At 32.4% G+C, this 19665-nt stretch carries 17 protein-coding genes; 14 read left to right on the forward strand and 3 right to left on the reverse strand.

The genetic code is table 11. The features are described 5' to 3' along the window. Position 1 precedes the first annotated feature (1 nt). The 11 genes from gcvH (at position 2) to FHR24_RS02280 (ending at position 11631) form a co-directional block, all read left to right on the forward strand. Positions 2 to 382 carry a glycine cleavage system protein GcvH gene (gene gcvH, locus FHR24_RS02230; protein WP_167183232.1) on the forward strand — a complete coding sequence of 127 codons (381 nt, stop codon included), beginning with the start codon at positions 2 to 4 and terminating at the stop codon, positions 380 to 382. Continuing rightward, positions 348 to 734 carry a VanZ family protein gene (locus tag FHR24_RS02235; RefSeq protein ID WP_167183235.1) on the forward strand — a complete coding sequence of 129 codons (387 nt, stop codon included), beginning with the start codon at positions 348 to 350 and terminating at the stop codon, positions 732 to 734. Before gcvH ends, FHR24_RS02235 begins: the two co-directional genes overlap by 35 nt. A gap of 50 nt (positions 735 to 784) precedes the next feature. Then, positions 785 to 1516, forward strand: coding sequence for an energy transducer TonB (locus FHR24_RS02240; RefSeq protein WP_167183238.1), 732 nt, complete (start codon positions 785 to 787; stop codon positions 1514 to 1516). A gap of 323 nt (positions 1517 to 1839) precedes the next feature. Further along, positions 1840 to 2871, forward strand: a complete 1032-nt coding sequence (gene trhO, locus FHR24_RS02245; protein WP_167183241.1) for an oxygen-dependent tRNA uridine(34) hydroxylase TrhO — start codon at positions 1840 to 1842, stop codon at positions 2869 to 2871. Between the two features lie 171 nt (positions 2872 to 3042). Further along, positions 3043 to 4578, forward strand: a complete 1536-nt coding sequence (locus FHR24_RS02250) for a PSP1 domain-containing protein (RefSeq protein ID WP_167183244.1) — start codon at positions 3043 to 3045, stop codon at positions 4576 to 4578. Beyond that, positions 4571 to 5053: a gliding motility lipoprotein GldH gene (locus FHR24_RS02255; RefSeq protein ID WP_167183246.1), complete on the forward strand. Its 483-nt coding sequence runs from the start codon at positions 4571 to 4573 to the stop codon at positions 5051 to 5053. Before FHR24_RS02250 ends, FHR24_RS02255 begins: the two co-directional genes overlap by 8 nt. Positions 5054 to 5065: 12 nt before the next feature. Beyond that, positions 5066 to 7357: a transglycosylase domain-containing protein gene (locus tag FHR24_RS02260; protein ID WP_167183249.1), complete on the forward strand. Its 2292-nt coding sequence runs from the start codon at positions 5066 to 5068 to the stop codon at positions 7355 to 7357. A gap of 11 nt (positions 7358 to 7368) precedes the next feature. After that, positions 7369 to 8133: an exodeoxyribonuclease III gene (locus FHR24_RS02265; RefSeq protein WP_167183252.1), complete on the forward strand. Its 765-nt coding sequence runs from the start codon at positions 7369 to 7371 to the stop codon at positions 8131 to 8133. Between the two features lie 9 nt (positions 8134 to 8142). Beyond that, positions 8143 to 9090: an OmpA/MotB family protein gene (locus FHR24_RS02270; protein WP_167183255.1), complete on the forward strand. Its 948-nt coding sequence runs from the start codon at positions 8143 to 8145 to the stop codon at positions 9088 to 9090. 19 nt (positions 9091 to 9109) lie between these two features. Next, complete coding sequence (locus FHR24_RS02275) at positions 9110 to 10615, forward strand: transglycosylase SLT domain-containing protein (protein WP_167183258.1); 1506 nt, start codon at positions 9110 to 9112, stop codon at positions 10613 to 10615. Between the two features lie 5 nt (positions 10616 to 10620). Further along, positions 10621 to 11631 (forward strand): DUF4837 family protein, encoded by a 1011-nt coding sequence (locus tag FHR24_RS02280; protein WP_167183262.1) that lies wholly within the window; start codon positions 10621 to 10623, stop codon positions 11629 to 11631. Here FHR24_RS02280 and FHR24_RS02285 read toward each other — a convergent pair. Beyond that, positions 11621 to 12559, reverse strand: a complete 939-nt coding sequence (locus FHR24_RS02285; RefSeq protein ID WP_167183265.1) for an ABC transporter ATP-binding protein — start codon at positions 12557 to 12559, stop codon at positions 11621 to 11623. The two genes, FHR24_RS02280 and FHR24_RS02285, sit on opposite strands and share 11 nt — an antisense overlap. Positions 12560 to 12700: 141 nt before the next feature. On the opposite strand from FHR24_RS02285, the gene FHR24_RS02290 reads away from it, so the two are divergent. Then, a complete protein-coding gene (locus tag FHR24_RS02290; RefSeq protein WP_167183268.1) occupies positions 12701 to 14062 on the forward strand; it encodes a hypothetical protein in 1362 nt (453 codons plus the stop codon). A 68-nt stretch (positions 14063 to 14130) separates the two neighbouring features. Here FHR24_RS02290 and trxA read toward each other — a convergent pair whose 3' ends face one another. Both trxA and FHR24_RS02300 read right to left on the reverse strand, forming a co-directional pair. Further along, complete coding sequence (gene trxA, locus FHR24_RS02295) at positions 14131 to 14490, reverse strand: thioredoxin (protein ID WP_167183272.1); 360 nt, start codon at positions 14488 to 14490, stop codon at positions 14131 to 14133. A 245-nt stretch (positions 14491 to 14735) separates the two neighbouring features. Further along, positions 14736 to 16823: a glutamine--tRNA ligase/YqeY domain fusion protein gene (locus FHR24_RS02300; protein WP_167183275.1), complete on the reverse strand. Its 2088-nt coding sequence runs from the start codon at positions 16821 to 16823 to the stop codon at positions 14736 to 14738. 232 nt (positions 16824 to 17055) lie between these two features. On the opposite strand from FHR24_RS02300, the gene FHR24_RS02305 reads away from it, so the two are divergent. Next, positions 17056 to 17523: a (2Fe-2S)-binding protein gene (locus tag FHR24_RS02305; protein WP_167183278.1), complete on the forward strand. Its 468-nt coding sequence runs from the start codon at positions 17056 to 17058 to the stop codon at positions 17521 to 17523. After that, a complete protein-coding gene (locus FHR24_RS02310; RefSeq protein ID WP_167183281.1) occupies positions 17524 to 19662 on the forward strand; it encodes a xanthine dehydrogenase family protein molybdopterin-binding subunit in 2139 nt (712 codons plus the stop codon). The last annotated feature ends 3 nt before the right edge of the window (positions 19663 to 19665 follow it).

Here is a 19665-nt window from a genome sequence, read left to right on the forward strand (position 1 = left end):
GATGAATTTTCCAGAAGAATTAAAGTACACCAAAGATCACGAGTGGGTAAAAGTAGAAGGTGATGTAGTTGTAATTGGTATTACAGATTTTGCTCAAAGTGAATTGGGTGATATTGTTTATGTAGATGTAGATACCTTAGATGAAACAGTAGAAGAAAATGAAGTGTTTGGTTCTGTAGAAGCGGTAAAAACAGTTTCTGACTTATTTATGCCTATTAGTGGAGAGGTAATTGAGTTTAACCAAGGTTTAGAAGATGAACCAGAAGCTGTAAACGAAGATCCATATGGAAAAGGATGGATGATAAAAGTAAAAGCAGACAATATAGAAGATGCGCAAAATTTATTAGATGCTACAGCATATAAAAAACTTATTGGAGCGTAATAGCTTATTAGTAGCTATTGCAAGTAGTTTTCTAATATTGGTGTTAAGTTTAATAAGTATGGACGGAGTTCCAAACTTTAAATATAACAACACCGATAAGTTTGAACATGCATTTGCATATGCATTTATGTCATTTTTTTGGATGCTATCTTGTCAATTAGGCAAAATAAAATTAAGTTTTCTGCATTTAATTGTGATTATTATCCTGTATGGTATAATAATTGAAGTTTTACAAATGAGTATAACTGTAAGTAGAACAGGCGATTTGCTTGATGTTGTAGCGAATTCTATAGGAGTAATTTTAGGCTATGTTATTTTAAGATTACTTCGTCGTTTATATTTGCAAGTCTAATTCTAATTTCGTTATTTTAGCAAACTAAAATTCAATTGAACTGAATAAAAATGGAAGTTAAAAAGAATCCCAAATCTAATCTTGAAAATTTTAGTAAGGTATTTACTTTGCTGGGATTGGTTTTAGCGCTGTATATAGTCTACGTGGCTATTGAGCATAAAACCTACGACAGGGTTGTAGAAGAACTACAATCGGTAACCTTACAATCTGATGATGTGGAAGACATGGTCTTGACTCAAATCAAACCACCATCTGCACCGCCACCACCGCCACCGCCACCGCCGCCACCGCCGTCTCCGGAGAAATTTGAGAAGGTAGAGGATGACGTTGAAATTGAAGAAGTAGTGATACAAACTACGGAGGCAGAGGTAGACGACATTGTTGAAATTGAGCAAATTGAGTATAGTGATGAAGCCGAAGAGGTAACATACGAAGATGTACCTTTTGCAGCCATTCAAAATCCGGCAATTTTCCCAGGATGTGAAAAAGCAAAAGACAAGAAAGCTTGTTTTAGTGAAAAAGTAAATAAACACATTAGTAAGAATTTTGATACTGGTTTAGCTGATGAATTAGGACTTTCAGGAGTACAAAGATTAGCAGCCATGTTTAAAATTGATGTAAACGGAAAAGTTTCGGAAGTTAGAGTAAGATCTAAAAGTCCAGAATTGCAAAAAGAATTTGAGAAGGCTTTAAAGTCATTGCCTCAAATGGTTCCGGCAAGTCAAAACGGTAGAAAAGTAAACTTATTATTTGCATTACCTCTAGTATTTAGAGTTGAGTAGTAATAAAAAGCTTAAAAAATATTTAAAGAGTGTAGCAAGATTTGTTACACTCTTTTTTTGTTTTAACTATGAATTTAAATTTGGTGAAAATTATATTAAATAAGTATTCATGTTTTTTTATTTTGGCATGAGGTTTGCTCTTAGTATAAAAGATTTAAATTTAATTTAGATTATAGTTTTTCATAGTTTTAGTTTATAAACTCCTTGTAAAAGTTAGTTGCTTTTATAAGGAGTTTTGTTTTATATAGAATTGCGTACTACATTAAGTTGATAAGTATTTGCTATCTTTGCAAAATAATAATGTTTAACTAAATTGATATAGCATGCAACTGTATAATAAGTTAAGCGCAGAAGAACGTGCGCAACTAATTGATGAGGCGGGTAAAGACCGTTTAACTATTTCTTTTTACCAATATTATCATATTGGAAATCCTCAAGTTTTTAGAGATCACTTATTTATAGAGTGGGATAAAATAGATGTTTTAGGAAGGACCTATGTAGCAAAAGAAGGGATTAATGCCCAAGTTTCTGTTCCTGCAGATAGGTTTAACGAGTTTAAAGCACATTTAGATAGTATTTCATTTTTAAAAGATATAAGGTTAAATGTTGCTGTTGAACAAGACAATAAATCATTTTTAAAATTAAAAGTGAAGGTTAGGGATAAAATTGTAGCTGATGGTTTAAATGATAATCTGTTTGATGTAACTAATAAAGGAGTGCATTTAGATGCAGAAGAGTTTAATAAGTTATTAGCAGATCCTAATACTATTTGTGTGGATATGCGTAATCATTACGAAAGTGAAATTGGTCACTTTGATGGAGCTATTACTCCGGATGTAGACACCTTTAGAGATTCATTGGATATTATTGAAGAAGATTTAAAAGATCATAAAGAGGATAAAAACCTACTAATGTATTGTACAGGAGGAATCCGTTGCGAAAAAGCAAGTGCCTATTACAAATACAAAGGTTTTCAAAATGTATTTCAGTTAGAAGGAGGAATTATTGAATACACCCGTCAAGTAAACGAGAAAGGATTAGAAAATAAATTTAAAGGAAAGAACTTTGTTTTTGATCATAGAAAATCTGAAAGAATATCTGACGATGTAATTTCTAACTGTCACCAATGTGGAGAGTTTTGTGATACACATGTAAATTGTGCGAATGAAGCTTGCCACTTATTATTTATTCAGTGTGATGCTTGCAAAGAAAAAATGGAGGAATGTTGTTCTGATTCTTGTAAAGAAATAAACACATTGTCTTTTGAAGAACAAAAAGAATTGCGAAAAGGACAATCCAATAGCAACAAAATATTTAAAAAAGGACGTTCGGAAGTTTTAAAGTTTAAAAAATAAGAAGCTCTTTTCTAAAAGGTAAAATGTTTGATTTATGGATAGTCTAGTTTTGTGCTTTACTTTCTGTTATTTTAATTATATCTTTAAAAATTAATAGAAAAAAATTAGGCAAATACTAATTTTTGATGAATTACGAATCTTACACAATTGTGTGATAATATATAAAAATATATGAGCTGTACTAGTTGCTCAACTAAAGAAGGTGGTGTGCCAAATGGCTGTAAAAGCAATGGGAGTTGTGGTACCGGAAGTTGCGATAAATTAACTGTTTTTGATTGGCTATCTAATATGGAACTGCCAACAGGTCAAAAACCATTTGATATTGTAGAAATCCGTTTTAAAAACGGTAGAAAACATTTTTATAAAAACGAGAAAAATTTTCAACTTACTATAGGAGAAGTTGTTGCTGTAGAAGGGAATCCAGGACATGATATTGGAACCATTTCTTTAACAGGAGAATTGGTTAAAATTCAAATGAAAAAGAAAAAGGTAGAAATTGATAGCGAAGAAGTAAAAAAGATTTACAGAAAAGCGACCCTTAAAGATATTGAAACTTGGGAAGAAGCCAGAAATAGAGAAATTGAAACTCAAAAAAAAGGAAGAGAAATTATTATTAAGCTAGGTCTTAAAATGAAACTTTCGGATGTTGAGTATCAGGGAGATGGAAATAAAGCTACTTTTTATTATACAGCAGATGATCGAGTAGATTTTCGTCAATTAATTAGAGAATTGGCTTCGGCATTTTCTATTAGAGTAGAAATGAAACAAGTAGGGCTACGTCAAGAAGCAGCTCGTTTAGGAGGAGTAGGTTCTTGTGGTAGAGAGTTGTGTTGTTCTACTTGGCTAACAGATTTTAGAAAAGTAAATACAGCTGCAGCTAGATATCAACAACTTTCATTAAACCCACAAAAACTAGCAGGTCAATGTGGTAAATTAAAATGTTGTTTAAACTATGAGTTAGATACTTACTTAGATGCTTTAAAGAGTTTTCCTGCCCAAAACGTAGTTTTAAAAACAGAAAAAGGATTAGGGATTTTTATTAAAATGGATATTTTTAAAGAAGTATTATGGTATACTTATAAAGAAAATAAATCCAAATGGTTTAAATTAACTTTGGCTCAAGTTCAAGAAATTATTCAAGAAAACAAACAAGGAAATTCAGTTGATGGATTAGAAGAGTTTGATGCTGAGAATATTGAAGAAACTAAAATTGATTTTGAAAATGTTGTAGGTCAAGACAGTTTAACTCGTTTTGATGAACCAAAGCGTAAAAACAATAGAAGAAACAATCGTTCTAAAAATAAACCAAGAACTAATACAGCTCCACAAAAGCAGAACCCTACAGTTAAAACAAACACTACTAATACTCCCGAGGCAAAACAGCCTAGTAAAGAAGGAGGGAATAGACCTGTAAGAAAACCAAATAATAGAAGAAGACCTAACAAGCCAGATAGTAATAATCCTGCACAAAAAGCAAATCCAAATGCTAAAACTGTAGAGCAACAACCAGCTAAAGAAGGAGCTAATACAAATAAACCAAGGCCTAAAAGAAGACCTCAAAGACCAAAACCACAAAATAAACAAGGAGGGAGTCAGGATGGACAAGCGAAATCTGAAAACGGACAAGCAAACAAGCCTAGAAGAAGAAACAATAATAACAGAAGAAGACCAAACAAACCAAATAATGGGCCTGCTAAAAGTGAATAAACTTCTTTTTTGTGTTGTATTGATACTATCTATTTCTTGTGATCGTTATAAGAAATATGATTCTTATCAAACCCTAAAAAACGGAACTTGGCAAGCTAAAGATTCGGTAGTTTTTAAAGCAGATATAAAGGATACCATCCAATCACATCATGTGTTTTTAAATGTTCGTACAGACAATAATTATCAGTATAGAAATTTGTTTGTAATTTCTAAAGTTACTTTGCCTAGCAAAATTGTAATTCAAGATACATTGGAATATGAAATGGCAGATGCTTTTGGAAATTGGCTAGGAGATGGACTTACAGATGTTAAAAATAACAAACTGTTTTTTTTAGAAGATTACATTTTTCCCGAAAGAGGAACCTATCAATTTGAGTTTTTTCAGGCAATGAGAAAAAGAGGTGAAATTGATGGGGTTCCAAAGCTTTTTGGTGTTATAGATGTGGGATTAAGAATTGAAGAATCAACAAAATAAGACATAGAAATAATGAATAAGAAAAAAGAATCAAAACCCAATTACAAATCTTATGTAAAGATTTTTTGGGCACTGTTTTCATTTTCAGTATTAAGTGTGTTTGCCATATTTTTATTGGTAAATATGGGAGCTTTTGGAAAATTGCCCACGTTTGAAGAGTTAGAAAGTCCAGAAAAAAACTTTGCTACAGAAATTATTTCTTCAGACGGAGTTACACTAGGTAAGTATTACAAAGAAAACAGAACTCCTGTTAAGTTTCAAGATTTGCCACAAAACTTAGTAACAGCTTTAATTGCTACAGAAGACGAACGTTTTTATGAGCATTCTGGAATTGATTTTTACAGTTTGGCAAGAGCTATAGCCAAACTAGGTAGAGATGGTGGAGGAAGTACCATTACACAACAATTGGCAAAACAATTGTTTACAGAAAATTACGGGACTAGAAATATAGTGAAACGTGTTGGTCAAAAATTAAAAGAATGGGTAATTGCTGTTAAGTTAGAAAAACAATATACCAAGAACGAAATTATTACCATGTACCTTAACAAGTACGATTTTTTATACAACGCAATTGGTATTCGTTCAGCATCAAGAATATACTTTAACAAAGAGCCTAAAGAGCTAACGTTAGAAGAGTCTGCTATTTTGGTGGGAATGGCTAAAAATCCATCGTTATACAATCCTAGAAGATTTCCTACCAACGCTAAAAATAGAAGAGCAACTGTTTTTGGTCAATTAGAAAGAAATGGACTAATTACTGTAAAAGAAAAAGATTCATTAAATGATTTACCTATTAAAATTGATTATACTCCAGAAGGACATAGTGATGGATATGCGACTTATTTTAGAGAGTACTTAAGAGATTATTTAAAAAAGTGGATCAAACAAAACCCTAAGCCAGACGGAAGTTATTACAATATTTATAGAGATGGATTAAAGATTTTTGTAACCCTAGATTCTAAAATGCAGGCTTATGCAGAGCAAGCAGTTACAGAGCACATGTCTAACTTGCAACGTATCTTTTTTAAAGAACAAAAAAGAAATCCTACAGCTCCTTTTTACGACATTGATAAAAGCCAAGTAGAAGCCATTTTGTTTAGAGCTATTAGGACTAGTGATAGATATAAAACTTTAAAAGAGAAAGGATTGAGTAAAAAAGAGATCCTTATAAATTTTAAAGAAAAACGAAAAATGGAGGTTTTTGATTGGAAAAAAGGAAGTAAAGACACGGTAATGTCTCCTTATGATTCTATCAAATATTACAAATCATTTTTGCGTTCAGGGTTGTTAGCGGTAGAGCCACAAACAGGACATATAAAAGCTTGGGTAGGAGGTATCAATCACAAATACTTTAAATACGATCATGTAAAGCAAGGGAAACGTCAGGTAGGTTCTACTTTTAAACCTTTTGTATATGCATCAGCAATCAATCAATTTAGAATTTCTCCTTGCGAAAAATATCCAAATACACCCTTTACTATTCCAAAAGGAAAGTATGATTTGTTAGAAGATTGGACTCCTAAAAATGCAGGTGATGAGTACGGAGGAGAGTTAACGTTAAAACAAGCGTTGGCAAAATCTATAAACGTAATTACGGCAAGAATGATTGATAGAGTTGGGCCAGAAACCGTAGTTCAATTGGCAAAAAAATCTGGAATAACCTCAAATATACCACCATATCCATCTATAGCATTGGGAACAATAGATGCTAGTTTGTATGATATGGTTGGAGCTTATGCCATGTTTGCTAACAAAGGATTTAGAGTAAATCAGACTATGGTAATGCGTATTGAAGATAAAAACGGAAGTGTTTTACAACGTTTTGTTCCTCAGTCTGAAGAAGTAATGAGTGAAGAAGCTGCTTATGCAGTGTTGGATTTACTAAAAGGAGTAACTATGGAAGGATCTGGAGTAAGGCTACGTGGTAAATGGGGAAAATACCCAGAGAATGTTGCTACAGGATATCCATATCAATTTACCAATCCAATAGCAGGAAAAACAGGAACAACACAAAACCAATCTGATGGTTGGTTTATGGGAGTAGTGCCTAATTTAGCAGTAGGAGTTTGGACAGGAGGAGAAGAAAGATCTACACACTTTGCTGGAATTACCTATGGACAAGGAGCAAGTATGTCTTTACCTACATGGGCTTTATTTATGAAAAAATGTTATGCAGATGAATCTTTAAATATTAGTCAAGAAGATTTTGAACAACCCGAAGACTTTGGTATAGCAATTGATTGTAATTCGTCCGTTGATGAAGACGGAGAAAGCTCTTTAATAGAAACAAATCCTGACTTTTAAGAAACTTAGATATGAAAATTATATCCTATAATGTAAATGGAATTAGAGCTGCCTTAAAAAAAGGCTTTTTGGAATGGTTAGAAGTTGCCAACCCAGATATTTTATGCTTGCAAGAGACCAAAGCACACAAAGAACAATTAGATCTTAGTGTATTTGAAAACTTAGGATATAAATACAATTATTGGTTTTCGGCACAAAAAAAAGGATACAGTAGTGTAGCCATATTGTGTAAAGAAGAACCAAACCATGTGGAATACGGAACGGGAATAGAATCTATGGATTTTGAAGGTAGAAATTTACGTGTAGATTATGATACCTTTTCTGTAATGAGTTTGTATTTACCATCTGGAACCAACGATGCTCGTTTAGATTTTAAATTCACTTTTATGGATGAGTTTTTGGAATATGTAACGGAGTTGCGCAAAGAAGTTCCCAATTTAATTATTTGTGGAGATTATAATATTTGTCATACAGAAATAGATATTCACAATCCTAAACAGAACAAAAATACATCAGGATTTTTACCAGTAGAAAGAGAATGGCTAAGCAAATTTATAGACAGTGGTTTTATAGATAGTTTTAGACATTTTAACAAAGAACCACATCATTATTCTTGGTGGAGCTATAGAGCCAACTCTAGAAATAATAATAAAGGATGGAGGATTGATTACCATATGGTAACTCAAAATTTACAAGATAGATTAGAAAGAGCTTATATCTTGCCAGAAGCAAAACATTCAGACCATTGCCCAATAGTTGTAGAAATATCTAAATAAATTCATCAGATGAAAAAAATTTTATTTACCGTTTTAACTCTTACTGTTTTAACAAGTTGTGTAACCAAAAAACAGTTTACAGAATTATCAGATAAGTACGATAGATTAAGAGATACAAGTTCAGATTTAGTGACTCAAAATGATGAGTTAATCAAAGATAAATTTGGAATGTCCAAAGAGTTAAGAGATTTAAAACAAGAACAATTATATTACAACAATCAATCAAAAAAATTAAATGATGAGATTGATGCAATCATGGGTAGATATAATAAACTTCAAGAATCTTATGATGACTTGTCTACAAATAGTTCCTCAACAATTAACTCTAAAATAAACGAAAATCAAACACTTTTATCGGAGTTAGAAACTAAAGAAAATAAATTACTGCAAGAAGAAGCTAAATTGACAAAATTAAAAGCAGCTTTAGATTCTAGATCACAAAGAATTACCGATTTAGAGGCTTTAATTGCGAGTAAAGAAGCAGCAATGCAAAAATTAAAAAGTGCCATTAGTGAAGCCTTGGTTAGTTTTGAGGGTAAAGGATTAACTGTTGAAAATAGAGATGGAAAAATTTATGTTTCTATGGAAAACAAACTGTTATTCCAATCTGGTAGATGGGATGTAGGTGTAAACGGAAAACCTGCTGTAGTGGAATTGGCAAAAGTATTAGAAAAAAATCCTACCATTAATGTGTTGATTGAAGGACATACAGATAACGATCCTTACCATGGTGGTGTTATTAAAGATAACTGGGATTTATCTGTAAAAAGAGCGACTGCAATTGTTAGAATTTTACAAGATCAAAATGTATCTCCAAAGCAAATTACTGCTGCAGGTCGTAGTGAATATATTCCTGTTGCAGCGAATACAACAGATGCTGGGAAAGCCAAAAATAGAAGAATAGAAATAGTGTTATCTCCTAATTTAGATGAGGTTACAAAATTATTAAACGAGTAGTATTTTAATGGGTAGATTGATGAAGTTAGGTTTTGTAATAGTATTGTTAAGTAGTTCTGTATTTGCTCAAAAAGAGATAGATAGTTTGGCAAATGTCAATCAGGAGATAGCCGTAACGGTTCAAGAATATAAAGATGCTATTGCAAGTGAGGAAATAGAAAAAATAGACCGCCTTTGGATGGAGAACTTATATAAATCTTCTTTGTCAGACAGTTTATTTGAAAATTTAACGCCTGTAGAAGATGATCGTTTTTTATCAGAAGATTTATCTACAGATACATTAAAATATAGATTAACTCGTTTGAACGAGAAAACTCCTTTTCATATTGAATACAATATTGAGTTGGAAAGAATGATCAAAAGTTATTTAAAGTATAGAAAGAAATACTATCCACAAATGATGGCCAGAGCGGAATATTATTTTCCGTTTTTTGAAGAACAATTAGCTCAATACGAAATTCCGTTAGAAATTAAATACTTAGCCATTGTAGAATCTGCATTAAAACCTAGAGCAAAATCTAGAGTGGGAGCAACAGGGTTATGGCAGTTTATGTATCAAACGGGTAAAATGTTTAATTTAAAAGTAAGTTCTTATGTAGATGAAAGACAAGATCCTGTAAAATCTACAAAAGCAGCTTGTAAATATCTAGAACAGTTGTATCATAGTTTTAACGATTGGGATTTAGCATTGGCAGCTTATAATTCGGGTCCAGGAAATGTTTCTAAAGCTATTAGAAGATCTGGAAACAGAACTAATTATTGGAATATTAGACCTTTTTTACCAAAGGAAACAGCGGGTTACTTGCCTGCCTTTTATGCGACTATGTATATTTTTGAATATGCTAAAGAACACAATATTTATAAAGAACAACCTAGAATTCATCAATTTGAAGTTGATAGTATTCAGGTAAAACAATTGCTAACGTTTCAGCAAGTAAATGATATGGTGGGAACGGATATAGAATTGTTAGAATTTTTAAATCCATCATATAAGCTAAATATTGTGCCTTATGTGAAAGGTAGAAATTACAAATTAGCATTGCCTTTAAAAGATGCTTTGGCTTTTGTAGACAATGAAGATAAGGTGTATGAATATGCAACAGCTCAGGCAAATGAAAGAGAAAAACCATTGCCTCAGTATTTCGAAATGAGTCAACGTATACGTTACCGAGTAAAATCTGGAGATTATTTAGGATTAATAGCAGAGAGACATGGAGTTTATGTAAGAGATCTTAAAAAATGGAATACCTTAAGATCTACTAATTTAAAAGTGGGGCAGTACTTAACTATTTACCCTAAAAGATTAAACTACACGGTTGCCAAACCAAAACCTGTTAAAAAAATAACCAAAATAGAAGTTCCTAAAAAAGGAACAAAAACATATCATACGGTGGTAAATGGAGATAGCCTTTGGGATATTTCTAAAAAATACAATGTAACAGTTACAGCAGTAAGATCTTGGAATAATCTTTGGGGGAGTAATAATTTAAAACTAGGAAACCAATTGGTTATCTATGAAATGTAAACACTATGAAAAAAATAATTACTTTTTTAGCATTCGTTTTATTAATTGCCTGTGGAGGTAAAGAAGGAAAAGAAAAACAAGATAATAGTTATATGATTCCTGAATCTACGGGTAGAATTAATCATATTATTGTAGTTGTAGAACCTCAACATTGGAAAGGTAAAATCGGAAAAGCTTTTAAAGAGTTAATAGCAGAGCCTATGATAGGTTTGCCACAGCCCGAATTTCAATTTAACATATCTACCATTCCACCAAAAGCATTTAACAAAATGTTTCAGCATAGTAGAAATTTATTGGTGTTGCAATTATCCGATAAAGAAACTTTTAGAACCACAAAAGATAAGTATGCTAAACCACAAACTATTGTAGAATTAAAAGCAGCTACTGTTGATGAATTGGTTGCTTTAATAGCTTCTAAAGGTCCAGAAATGATTGATGTTTTTAAAAATGAAGATATTAAGACCATACAGAAAGAAAACAGAAAAAATAAAATTGCAACTAAAATAAAAGCCTTATCTGGTTTGGGAGTAAAAATGGATATTCCTAACAAGTATAGAGTGGTTATGGATACTCTAAATTCTTTTATGTGGATGAGAAGTCACATATCTGGAGGAATTGCCAATGGAGATCAAACCAATAATTTACTTGCTTATGAAGCACCTATGTTTGATGACAGCAAGCCTGTTTTAGAGCAGATAATCAAAAATAGAGATAGAGTTGGTAAAGCATACATTAGAGGTAATAATGTAGATAAAATGTACATGATTACCGAAGCTGCTAGAACTCCTGTAGTAAAAGAAATAAGAATAGATGGTAAAAAAGCTTATGAAACCCGAGGTACTTGGGAGGTGTTTGGAGCATTTAACGCAGGGCCGTTTTTAAACTATTCTATTATAGATAAAAAGAATAATAGAGTAGTGGTTGTAGAAGGTTTTAACTATGCTCCATCTGTAAACAAGCGTGATTTTATGTTTGAGTTAGAAGCAGTTTTAAAAACAACAACTATTAAAGACTAATATTTAGTAAAGTTCCTTTGGTATGTTCTTTATGGCTAGCTATAATTATTTGTTGCTGATGGAATTTTACTTCTATTAGATAAAAAGAACCTTTAAAATAACTGTTTAAAACGGTTGCTTTTAGATCTGATTTTTCTACAATTTTAAGCTGCTCAGGATACAGAACAGCAGTCCCTTTTTTCTGAATATTAAGTAGTTTGTATGGAATTTCATTCACTTCGTTAAAAAAGGAAGCAACATAAACCGAATTGGGGGTTTCATAAATTTCTTTTGGAGTTCCACTAGCAATAATGTTAGTATTTCTAATAATATGGATGGTGTCTGCAAAAGAAAGCGCATCTGTACTATCGTGAGTAGCAACAATACAAGATATTTTTTGTGCTTTTAAATAGGTAAACAAACGTCTTCTTAAATTGTTTTTTCTAAAATTATCAATATGACTAAAAGGTTCATCTAGTAATAAAATTTTAGGCTCTTTGGCTAAAACTCTGGCAATGGCAACACGTTGTTTTTGTCCGCCACTTAGGTTTTTTACTTTTGTATTGGCAAAATCGCTCATGTCTACCACCTCTAATAATTCTTTTACTCTGGCCTGTTTTTTTTCCTTGTAAATGTTAGATAAAAATTCACCTACATTTTCTGCAGCAGTGGTAAAAGGCATCAAACTAAAATCTTGAGCCAAATATTTCATAAACGGATGCCCTGGAATAATATTAAATTTAGGTCCCAATAATTTTTTATCCCCATAAAAAATAGTTCCTTCTTTAAGATCCATCAATCCATAAATGATTTCAAGCAAGGTGCTTTTTCCACAACCACTTTCTCCCAAAAGTGCTACATATTCTCCTTGCTTTACATTAAAATTGATATTTTTAAGTATCGATTTGCCTTTGGTGTAAGCATAAGAAACATTCTGAATAGCTAGCATATAAATAACTTTAGCTTGCAAATATAAGATTTCTAGTTCGACGGAATTCTAGAATAGAAAAAAGTGGAAACATAAAAATAACCTTGTGGTTATTATAATTTTTTTTAGTTTTAACATATGTTAAAACTAAACACGATAACTATGAAAACTACAATCAGAATTGTTTTATTAGCAATTATTTTTGTTCAATTTGGATATGCTCAAGATGAGTTTGAAAGTTCTTTTGATAAAGAAAATACTTTGGCAGCTAACCTTGGAGTTACTACCATTGGAGAACAAACGTTTATTGGATTTAGAGTCCAACCAGAATTTTCTATAGGTAAATTTGGATTAGGATTAGATGTTCCTTTGTTGTTTAATGCCGAAAATGGTGAACTAAGAACTGAGGAGTTTAATAATGGTGTTGGAGTATTAAGAATGGTTCGTTACTTGCGTTACGGGCAAAAGAAAAAAGATGCGGTGTATGTAAAACTAGGAGATATGACTGGGGAACAACTTGGTTTTGGTTCACTTGTGGGTAATTATAGCAATGCCATTTCTTTTGAAAGACGTAAGGTTGGTATTAGTGCTGATTTAATTTTTAAAAAGACAATTGGGTTAGAGGCTATATACAGTGATGTTAATTTTGATGGAACTCAAAAATTATTAGCCTTAAGACCTTATTACAAGCCCTTGGCAAAAACCAGTATTCCTATTTTAAAAACATTAGAGTTGGGAGTTAGTTATGTGTCTGATAAAGATAATTTTGAAGAAGATACAGAGGCAGGTGTTACTAGCACAACTACGTTTACAAGAGATGGAAATAGTGCTGTTGGAGTAGATGTTGGTGTCACTTTATTAAAAAATGCGTTGTTAAAATTAACCTGGGATGCACAATATGCTAAGCTACATGAAAACGATGCTTTGGCAGACAATGTTGTTAACAATCCTACAAATTATAATGGAACTACTTATGATGATGGTAGTGGATTTGCTACAGGAGTAGAAGCTCAATTTAGATTTGTAGCCAACGTGTTTCATTTAAATGCCAGAATAGAAAGACAATGGTATGGAGAAAACTACATTCCACAGTTTTTTAACTTTGCTTATGAAATTAACAAAGATGCTAGATTAACTGAATTGGTGGGAGCAGAAAAATCTCAAGGTATTTATGGTCGTTTAGGAAGTGAAATTTTAGGATTGGTAAAGATTGAAGGAGAATTAATTTTACCAGACGATTTAGAAAACAGTAATAGAGGAGCCATTGTTGGATTAAATTTACAAACCAAAGAAATTGCAAATTTTAGAGCTAGAGGTAAATATGTAAAAGGACAATTGTCTGATTTAGGAGATACTTTTAAATTTGATTCTAGAGCGTTGGCAAATATTTTAGTAACTTATAGAATTAATAAGTTTTTAGAAGCAGGTGTAGATTACCAATGGACCTATGCAGAAAAAGAGGATGGTACTTTTGGAACCGTAAATCAAGTTAGACCTTATGTAGGTGTCAATATTAAAATATAATACAAACATAAAATTCAAAAAAAAGCCTCACAACTGTGAGGCTTTTTTTGTTTTAATATTGTTGATGATTATTTTTCAACTTTTAACACAGTCTTTATCAATTCTTCAAATTGCTGCTTAGGCAAAGCACCTTGAGCCATTTGTGGTTTTTCTCCTTTAGGGCAAAATAACAAAGAAGGAATAGAGCGAATTCCAAATGCACCTGCCAATTCTTGTTCAGCTTCCGTGTCTACTTTGTAAATATTTATTTTACCATCGTATTCTTTTTCTAATTGTTCTAAAACAGGAGCAACTGCTTTACAAGGTCCACACCAGTCGGCATAAAAATCAATAATAGCAGGAACATCACCAGCAAATTCCCATTCTTGTGATTTTTCAAAATCAAATACTTTTTCTAAAAAATCTTGTTTTGTAATTGTTTGTATCATTGTTGTTGTTTTTAGGTTTTCTATTTCAAATTTACTTGTTATTAAGTCGATGATTAGTAACAAAAATTACAAAGCAATTGTCACTAGATAAATAGTTCTTACGTCTGTAAAAATTATTGAAATGCAATAAAAATAAATTTTGTATCGAGCAGGGAATTATAAACACAAGTCGTTTTCGACACTTATTTTACTAAATAAACTAGCACTGATAAATAGCTTTATCGGTGCTATTTTTTGTTTAAAGTTTATGTTAAAGCCTTTTCTATAATCTCTTTAATAAAAGGACTTTTTTCTTCGGCTAAAATAGTTTCTAGCAAGGTTTTGTTTTCTAGCAACAATTCAGCATCAGTAATGGTAATGTTAATAGCTTCTAGTTTTATAGAACCATTCTTCATCCCTAAAGATTTGGCTATAAAAGCTTTCTCTTCAGGAGATGTTATGCCTGTAAATTTAAGGGTTAATAAACCAGCCAATACATCTTTGTTGGCAATAGCATCGTTTAGTTTGGTAGCTAACACTTCTTTATTTACCTGTGTTGCCAAAGGTTCAATTTCTGATAGAATCGAATTTCTATCATCATTATTACGAGCTTTTAAATGTTTACCTGCTAAAACAATAATAGTATCATAAGAAGCATCGTTTGCAGGAGCAGCCGTTTTCTTTTCTTCTTTAGCCCAAGAATCTGTCAGTCCAACGGTACGGTTAAATATCAATTGGTTAGAAGTACTATTTGTATCTGCACAAAAATACCCTTTACGTTGAAATTGAAATCTGTCTCCTGGTTTAGACGTTAACAAACTTGGTTCAACTAAAGCAGTAATGGTTTTTAAAGAGTTTGGGTTGATAAATTGTTTAAAATCTATGTCTTTATGACTGTCAGGAGCTTCATCCTTAAACAAACGATCGTACAAACGCACTTGTGTTTTTACAGCGTGTTTACTACTTACCCAGTGAATGGTTCCTTTTACTCTACGTTGACTAGCTTCGGTTCCAGATCCAGATCTAGAGTCTAAATCGGCTGTACAATGAACAACAGTAATGTTTCCGTTTTCGTCTTTTTCAACCGAATCAGCTTTGATAATATATGCATTTTTTAAACGAACTTCTCCACCAATTTTTAATCTAAAGAATTTTTTATTGGCTTGTTCTCTAAAATCTTCTCTTTCTATAAACAGCTCTTTAGAAAAAGGAACTTCTCTTTCTCCTGCGGTTTCATCCTCAGGGTTGTTTTCTGCAATTAAGATTTCCTCTTTGTCAGCAGGATAATTATCAATTATCAATTTTATAGGATCTAAAACAGCCATTACACGTGGGGCTGTTTTATTTAATTCATCTTTAATACAAAACTCTAACAAAGCAACATCTGTTACGTTGTCTCTTTTAGAAATTCCGGCAATTTCGCTAAATTTTCTTATAGAATTAGGAGTATAACCTCTACGTCTTAGTCCAGAAATGGTAGGCATACGAGGATCATCCCATCCAGATACCATATTTTCTTGAACCAATTGTAGTAATTTACGTTTGCTCATTACGGTATAACTAATGTTTCTACGCGCAAATTCACGTTGTTTAGGCTGTGTGTTGTCAGTAGTAGCTACTTGTGCTAAATACCATTCGTATAAATCTCTATGACTCTTAAATTCTAATGTACACAAAGAGTGTGTAACTTGTTCTAAGTAATCAGATTCACCATGAGTCCAATCATACATAGGATAAATAACCCAATCGTTTCCAGTTCTGTGGTGAGCTTTTTTAAGCACACGATACATAATAGGATCACGCATATGCATGTTGTTATGCTGCATGTCTATTTTAGCACGTAAAATAGCTTCCCCTTCATTAAATCCACCATTCTTCATTTTTTCAAATAAAGCTAGATTTTCATCAATAGGAGTATCTCTGTAAGGACCCGCAACACCAGGCTCTGTAGGAGTTCCTTTTTGCTTGGCAATTTCTTCGGATGATTGTAAGTCTACATAAGCATTACCTGCTTTAATAATCTCTACAGTCCAATCATATAATTGTTGAAAATAGTCAGAAGAATACAATTCCTTATCCCACTTAAAACCTAACCAAGCTACATCACGCTTAATAGCATCAACATATTCTTGCTCTTCTTTGGCAGGGTTGGTGTCGTCAAAACGCAAGTTTACAGGAGCGTTGTATTTTTCTCCCAATCCAAAGTTTAAGCAAATAGAAGCAGCATGCCCAATGTGTAAATATCCATTTGGTTCTGGTGGAAAACGGAATCTAAGATTCTTTGGATCCAATCCATTAGCCAAATCTTCTTCTATAATTTGTTCTATAAAATTCAATGATTTTTTTTCTACCATTTCAACAAAAATAATCAGTTATTAAGTCTGCAAATTTACAGAAAACTGAACAAATACGATGATATTATAGTTTGAAGTTGAAATATGTTAAAAAGTTGTCTATATACGATTTATCTAAGAACATATGATTTTATAATTTAACCATCTGAGAATGTTGTATTGGTATTAAAATTGTTCTTTTAGTGATGAACGTTTAAAGGCATTCCATTTTATTAAATTTAAAACAACAATTATGCAATTTAAGTTAACAGTAAATAATAAAGTATATAAGGTTGATGTGGATCAAGACACTCCGCTACTTTGGGTGTTAAGAGACCATTTACATTTGGTTGGTACTAAATTTGGTTGTGGAATTGGTCAGTGTGGAGCGTGCTCTGTGCATCTAAATGGAACTGTTATTCGTAGTTGTTTGTTTCCTGTAATTGCGGTGGGTGATTCTAAAATTACCACTATAGAAGGTTTGTCTGATCAAAATAACCATCCTGTACAAATTGCATGGAGAGATATAGATGTACCACAATGTGGCTACTGTCAAGCAGGACAAATTATGGCAGCTTCTTCTTTTTTAGCAGAAAATAAAAACCCTACTAAAAATGAAATTAAAGATGCTATGCACGGAAATATTTGTAGATGTGCTACCTATAAAAGAATTGAAAAAGCGGTAGAAAAAGCTGTTGAAATCACTCAAAAAACTAAATAAATGAAAACATTAAAAAATAAAATGGACAGAAAAACCTTTATAAAGGTGTCTTTGCTTTCAGGAACAGGAATTATTTTTGGAGTTAATTATTTACAGGCAAGTGATATAAGTTCTAAAATGCCCAACGATCTAGAGTCTTTAAACTACAATAATTTTAATGCTTATATACAAATAGCCAACAATGGAATGGTGACTATTTATGCACCAAATCCAGAAATTGGGCAAGGTGTAAAAACATCTATGCCTATGATTGTGGCAGAAGAGTTAGATGTTGTTTGGGAAAATGTAAGTGTAAAACAAGCCAATTTGGATACTGCTAATTTTAAAAGGCAAGTAGCAGGAGGAAGTCAATCTATTCGTTATTCTTGGATGCATTTAAGAGAAGCAGGTGCCACGGCAAGACAAATGTTGATAAACGCTGCTGCTATAGAGTGGAATGTGAATGCGAGTGATTGTAAAACAAATAGTGGATTTGTAATTCATCCTAACGGAAAAAAAATAGGATATGGAGATTTGGTTGTAAAAGCAGCCAAATTAGAAGTGCCAACTAAAGTCACTTTAAAAGAACCAAAATACTTTAAAATTATAGGAAAACAAGCCAGGAATGTTGATAATTTTAAAATAACCCAAGGAGATTCTTTGTACGGAATGGATTATTTTGAAGAGGGAATGGTGTATGCTTCTATTATTCATCCGCCAGCATTTGGGCAAAAACTAATCAATATAGATGATTCGGAAGCTTTAAAAGTAAAAGGAGTTTTAGAGGTAATTCGTATTGGGAACAATATAGCTGTAATTGCAACCGATACTTGGGCTGCGTTTAAAGGTAAAAAGCAAGTAACCGCAACTTATGACGAGGTAAATAAAAAAGAAGATTCCAATTATTTTGATGCTCAAATGGACAAAGCTTTTGAGTCTGGGGAGTTTAAAAAAATAAGAGAAGATGGTAATGTCTTAGAGGCTTTTAGCAAAGCAGACAAAGTAGTAGAAAGAGTTTACGAAGCTCCTTTCTTAGCGCACAATACCATGGAGCCTATGAACTTTTTTGCTAACGTAACTCCTAGTAAAATTGAATTAAAAGGACCTATACAAACTCCAGAAGGAACAGCTAATCAGGTTGCTAGAATTTTAAAAAGAGAGGTGAGTGAGGTAACTTTAGAAATGTGTAGAATTGGTGGTGGTTTTGGTAGAAGATTAAAAGGAGATTATGTGATAGAAGCTGCATTAATTTCTGATAAAATTAAAAAACCGGTAAAATTAGTTTATACTAGAGAAGATGATATGACAGCAGGTTTGTATAGGCCTAAAGTAAAATATAAAATCAAGGCAGCTATAAAAAACGGAAAAGTTACAGGGTATCATTTACAAGAGGCTTCTGTAAATGCAACGGTTAATAAAATGCGAGCAGATTTTTTTCCATCAGGTGCTGTTGATAATTTATTAATAGAAACTCATAGAATAAAAAGTAAGGTAACTTGTTTTGCTTGGCGAGCTCCTATTTGTAATATATTGGCTTTTGCAGAACAAAGCTTTTTTGATGAATTAGCTATAGAATTAAATACTAGCCCTGTTCAATTACGATTAGATTTGTTGGAAAATGCTAAAAATCACAAGGATAAAAACATGCAATATTCTCCTGATAGAATGCAAGCGGTGATTAAAAAAGTAGTGGCGGATGCTAATTTTGGAACCTCTAAAAAAGGAGTATACCAAGGATTTAGTGCTTACTACAGTCACAATTCTCATGTAGCTCAAATTGCTGAGGTAGAAATTAAAGACCATCAACCTGTGGTAACCAAAGTATATTGTGCAGTAGATTGCGGAATTGTAGTGAATCCTTTAGGTGCACAAGCACAAGCAGAAGGTGGAATTATAGACGGAATAGGACATGCTATGTATAGCGAACAAATTGTAGAAAAGGGAGTGGCACAAAACACCAATTTTCATCAATATAGATTGATTCGTTTAAAAGAAGCTCCAGAAATTCACGTTTCATTTATAAAAAGTGATGAAGCTCCAACAGGTATGGGAGAGCCTACTTTACCACCAGCACCCGCTGCATTGGCAAATGCAATTTATGCAGCTACGGGAAATAGATTAAGAAAACATCCATTTGTAACCAATGGGTTAAATAGTTAGATA

The sequence above is a fragment of the Wenyingzhuangia heitensis genome, assembly GCF_011762155.1.
Lineage (GTDB): Bacteria > Bacteroidota > Bacteroidia > Flavobacteriales > Flavobacteriaceae > Wenyingzhuangia > Wenyingzhuangia heitensis.

Coding starts and splice junctions, on each gene's coding strand:
- FHR24_RS02260 (WP_167183249.1), top strand. CDS start 5,066: ATGAATAAGAAAAAAGAATCAAAACCCAATTACAAATCTTATGTAAAG.
- FHR24_RS02300 (WP_167183275.1), bottom strand. CDS start 16,823: ATGGTAGAAAAAAAATCATTGAATTTTATAGAACAAATTATAGAAGAA.
- trhO (WP_167183241.1), top strand. CDS start 1,840: ATGCAACTGTATAATAAGTTAAGCGCAGAAGAACGTGCGCAACTAATT.
- FHR24_RS02265 (WP_167183252.1), top strand. CDS start 7,369: ATGAAAATTATATCCTATAATGTAAATGGAATTAGAGCTGCCTTAAAA.
- trxA (WP_167183272.1), bottom strand. CDS start 14,490: ATGATACAAACAATTACAAAACAAGATTTTTTAGAAAAAGTATTTGAT.
- FHR24_RS02310 (WP_167183281.1), top strand. CDS start 17,524: ATGAAAACATTAAAAAATAAAATGGACAGAAAAACCTTTATAAAGGTG.
- FHR24_RS02280 (WP_167183262.1), top strand. CDS start 10,621: ATGAAAAAAATAATTACTTTTTTAGCATTCGTTTTATTAATTGCCTGT.
- FHR24_RS02250 (WP_167183244.1), top strand. CDS start 3,043: ATGAGCTGTACTAGTTGCTCAACTAAAGAAGGTGGTGTGCCAAATGGC.
- FHR24_RS02275 (WP_167183258.1), top strand. CDS start 9,110: ATGAAGTTAGGTTTTGTAATAGTATTGTTAAGTAGTTCTGTATTTGCT.
- FHR24_RS02285 (WP_167183265.1), bottom strand. CDS start 12,559: ATGCTAGCTATTCAGAATGTTTCTTATGCTTACACCAAAGGCAAATCG.
- FHR24_RS02270 (WP_167183255.1), top strand. CDS start 8,143: ATGAAAAAAATTTTATTTACCGTTTTAACTCTTACTGTTTTAACAAGT.
- FHR24_RS02235 (WP_167183235.1), top strand. CDS start 348: ATGCTACAGCATATAAAAAACTTATTGGAGCGTAATAGCTTATTAGTA.
- FHR24_RS02290 (WP_167183268.1), top strand. CDS start 12,701: ATGAAAACTACAATCAGAATTGTTTTATTAGCAATTATTTTTGTTCAA.
- gcvH (WP_167183232.1), top strand. CDS start 2: ATGAATTTTCCAGAAGAATTAAAGTACACCAAAGATCACGAGTGGGTA.
- FHR24_RS02240 (WP_167183238.1), top strand. CDS start 785: ATGGAAGTTAAAAAGAATCCCAAATCTAATCTTGAAAATTTTAGTAAG.
- FHR24_RS02305 (WP_167183278.1), top strand. CDS start 17,056: ATGCAATTTAAGTTAACAGTAAATAATAAAGTATATAAGGTTGATGTG.